This window comes from Coprococcus hominis (ex Arizal et al. 2022) (assembly GCF_040094675.1).
Classification (GTDB): Bacteria; Bacillota; Clostridia; order Lachnospirales; family Lachnospiraceae; genus Coprococcus_C; species Coprococcus_C hominis.
In genome coordinates this window covers 1-3,432 of sequence record NZ_JBBNHG010000017.1, presented here as the reverse complement: position 1 = coordinate 3,432, position 3,432 = coordinate 1, and the positions used below count along the sequence as shown (strand labels likewise).

The 3,432-nt window shown below is 39.0% G+C and carries 3 protein-coding genes; 1 reads left to right on the top strand and 2 read right to left on the bottom strand.

The genetic code is table 11. From position 1 onward, the window contains the following. The coding region (rfbA, locus tag AAAT93_RS00800) for a glucose-1-phosphate thymidylyltransferase RfbA (protein ID WP_349095438.1) at window positions 1–773 on the bottom strand (773 nt) is incomplete at its 3' end. Between the two features lie 234 nt (window positions 774–1,007). Then, complete coding sequence (locus AAAT93_RS00795) at window positions 1,008–1,916, bottom strand: MBL fold metallo-hydrolase (protein WP_227573214.1); 909 nt, start codon at window positions 1,914–1,916, stop codon at window positions 1,008–1,010. A gap of 134 nt (window positions 1,917–2,050) precedes the next feature. On the opposite strand from AAAT93_RS00795, the gene AAAT93_RS00790 reads away from it, so the two are divergent. Continuing rightward, window positions 2,051–3,319 carry a lipopolysaccharide biosynthesis protein gene (locus tag AAAT93_RS00790; RefSeq protein ID WP_227573215.1) on the top strand — a complete coding sequence of 423 codons (1,269 nt, stop codon included), beginning with the start codon at window positions 2,051–2,053 and terminating at the stop codon, window positions 3,317–3,319. The last annotated feature ends 113 nt before the right edge of the window (window positions 3,320–3,432 follow it).

Sequence of the window (3,432 nt, the reverse complement as noted above, 5' to 3'; positions counted from 1 at the left end):
GCGATCTCTTCCAGACACGCAATCTTACGATGCTGATGCGTCTCCATCGTCTTTACGAAGTTCGTTGCATCAACCAGGCTCTCATGTGTACCTGTATCCAGCCATGTGAAGCCCTGTCCAAGCAATTCTACATTCAGATTTCCCTTCTCCAGATAAATCCGGTTCAAATCGGTAATCTCCAGCTCTCCACGTGCAGACGGCTTCAGATTCTTCGCATACTCTACAACATGATTATCATAGAAGTAAAGACCGGTTACACAGTAATTGCTCTTCGGCTGTGCAGGCTTCTCTTCGATTGAGATTGCCTTTCCATCCTGATCAAACTCTACAATACCAAAACGCTCCGGATCATCTACATAATAGCCAAATACTGTAGCGCCCTTTCCGCTCTCTGCATTCTCCACAGCCGCCTTCAGGCGCTTCTTCAAACCATGTCCAGCAAAAATATTATCGCCCAATACCATTGCCACAGAATCGTCACCAATGAAATCTGCACCAATGATAAACGCCTGCGCCAGTCCATCCGGTGATGGCTGCACTGCATAAGTCAGATTCACGCCAAACTGATGTCCATCTCCCAGCAGCTCCTCAAAACGCGGTGTATCTGCCGGTGTTGAGATAATCAGAATATCCCGAATGCCTGCATTCATAAGTACAGACATCGGATAATAAATCATCGGCTTGTCATAAATCGGGAGCAACTGCTTCGATGTTACTCTGGTCAATGGATATAAACGTATACCGGAACCTTCGGTCAAAATTAATCCCTTCATAGGTTAATTCTTTTTATTAATTTGACGTATGTCGTTAACAAATTGTTTAATCTCTCATGGATAATATTCATATAATCCCTCTGCAAAAATAGGTGTCTTCCAAGAAATACAGAAGACACCTATAAGCATATCATATATAAATTATCAAACATCTGTCAAATTTTAGTAACTAGACTGCAATACACTTTAAGTGTAACGCAGGCGATTACCAGAGTCAATAGTATTTTTCGTTTCTTATTTCAACTCCACCGAATTCGGTGCCGTTCCATAATCATAATATTGTTTTCTCTCATCAACCAAATGCTGGTGGAGTTCTCCAATTGGGTGAGACTCATAAAATTCCGGAGTGATATCTGCGAAGTAAGCTTTTGCATTCATCCTGTCATAATCTTCCGTCTCAAATCCCCAATTTCCATGATGACTCAACTGAACATAATCGCCCGTCAGTTCGTCTCCATATGTCTCAAATAAATATTTATTCATGTCGGCTTTGACATCACCTGTATACAGAAAACTTTCTTCCTGATTTGTAATTTTCATGCACAAAGAACCATCATTCTGATAATCCAAATCCGGACCAACATTCTGCTTCACAATATCATCAAACGCATTATACACATGGATCCGCAGACCGCACACTTCAAGCTCCTCATCTCTTCTCAAATGAATAATATTATCTGCATCCTTTGTTAGATTATGAAATGTCTCCAGAGGTTCCAATCCCATACTGTCATACGGTTCCCCCGCTTCCTTAATAAATTCGTAATCGTAGCCATTATCATATATCTTATCTATAGTCACTCCCTGTGGATCCGCATAAATCACATTAAATGCACCAACGTGATCACTATGTGTATGAGAGATAAACCATGCATCAACATGATTCCCATTCTGGGCAATAACCTTTCTTAATGCCGGGGCATTCTCAGCCCATCCACCATCTATAATAATCAAATGTCCACTGTTCGTAATTGTATAACAATTCGCCTGTCTTCCCGTCGCATCTGAATATTGTGTGATTATGCATCCATCGGTATTCATTTTCTCTTGATTTCCTGTTTTATTATGCATATGAACCGCTGCGGAAATACCTCCCAGCGCTAATACACATAGCAAAGCAAAAATTACGATTCTTCTATTCATAGTTCACAATATCCTTAGATTAATATTTCTTCCTTCACACCCTTAAATTCCACTTTATCATCTTGGCATTATAATTGCAAGGTTCATTGTGACATGGTACAATATTATTGATATTATACGATAGAGGTAACAACATGAACAAATTAAAACACTTCCTATTAAATAGTAAAAATATTAACAAATCCAGTTTCATCTGGAATATGGCAGGAAGCATGCTCATGGCGTTTCAGTCTGTTATCATGCTGATGATTATTACTCGTACATTAAATCTATATGAGGCAGGGGTATTTACACTCGCCTATGCAAGTGCTAATCTCTTCCTGAATATTGGAAAATACGGCATGCGTAATTTCCAAGTGTCCGACGTCAAGCGCCAGTTTAACTTCAAAGAATATAATACCTCGCGTATTATTACAACCGTATTAATGTTGATTGTTTCACTCGTTTACGTCGTAATCGCCAAAAGCAAAAATGATTATAACATGAACAAAACATGGATCATCATATGGATGTGTCTGTTTAAGATTGTTGATTCTATCGAAGACGCCTATCTGGGGTATTACCAGCAAGAAAACCGGCTTGATGTAGCTGGAAAAATGCTAACTCTACGCATGATATTAACCATACTGGTATTTGGTCTGGGACTGATATTCCTACGTGATCAGTTAATATCACTGATGATCGCAACTATATTTACTACACTACTTTTAATAATGTTTGTGACACTTACTTACCCAGCTTTTCGAAAAGAAGAATCTGTCCACAAAGGAAAAGTCTGGGAATTGTTACGCGTTTGTTTTCCTCTGTTTTTAGGCTGTTTCCTCGCCTTTTATATTGGAAATGCACCCAAATATGCGATTGACAGTTTACTCAGCGACGAAATGCAGGCATGCTATGGTTTTATAGCCATGCCGGTATTTGTGATTGGATTGCTAAACAACTTTATATTCAGTCCGATGATTGCAAGAATGTCTATGATGTGGAAAGAACGACAAAATAAAGATTTCTTTCGATTATTTTGGATACAGATTTTAATCATTGGAATTATTACTATTGTCTGCGAGGCAGGAGCTTTCGTTCTTGGAGTACCAGTATTATCCATGCTATATAACACAGATCTTGCACCATACAAAACAGAGTTGCTTGTGTTATTATTGGGCGGTGGCTTCCTTGCTTTATCCGGGTTATTCGTAACAATCATGACTATCATTCGGATTCAGAACAGTCAGGCAATCGGATATGGTATTGTAGCAGTTTGTGCATATATTCTATCCCCAATCTTTGTGCGGAAATATGCTGTTATGGGAGCCTCTGTTCTCTATCTTCTGCTTATGATCCTGTTATGCATTATCTTTGCGATCATGATGATGATTGGATTCAAAAAGAAAAGATCCGACGCATAAAGCACCAGATCTTTTCTTTTTATAATTCATCAACTTATCTCAACGCATCCAGATATTTTCCATCCAAAACATCTTTCAAGTACTGTCCATACTGATTCTTCTTCAGAAGCTCG

Coding starts and splice junctions, on each gene's coding strand:
- AAAT93_RS00795 (WP_227573214.1), bottom strand. CDS start 1,916: ATGAATAGAAGAATCGTAATTTTTGCTTTGCTATGTGTATTAGCGCTG.
- AAAT93_RS00790 (WP_227573215.1), top strand. CDS start 2,051: ATGAACAAATTAAAACACTTCCTATTAAATAGTAAAAATATTAACAAA.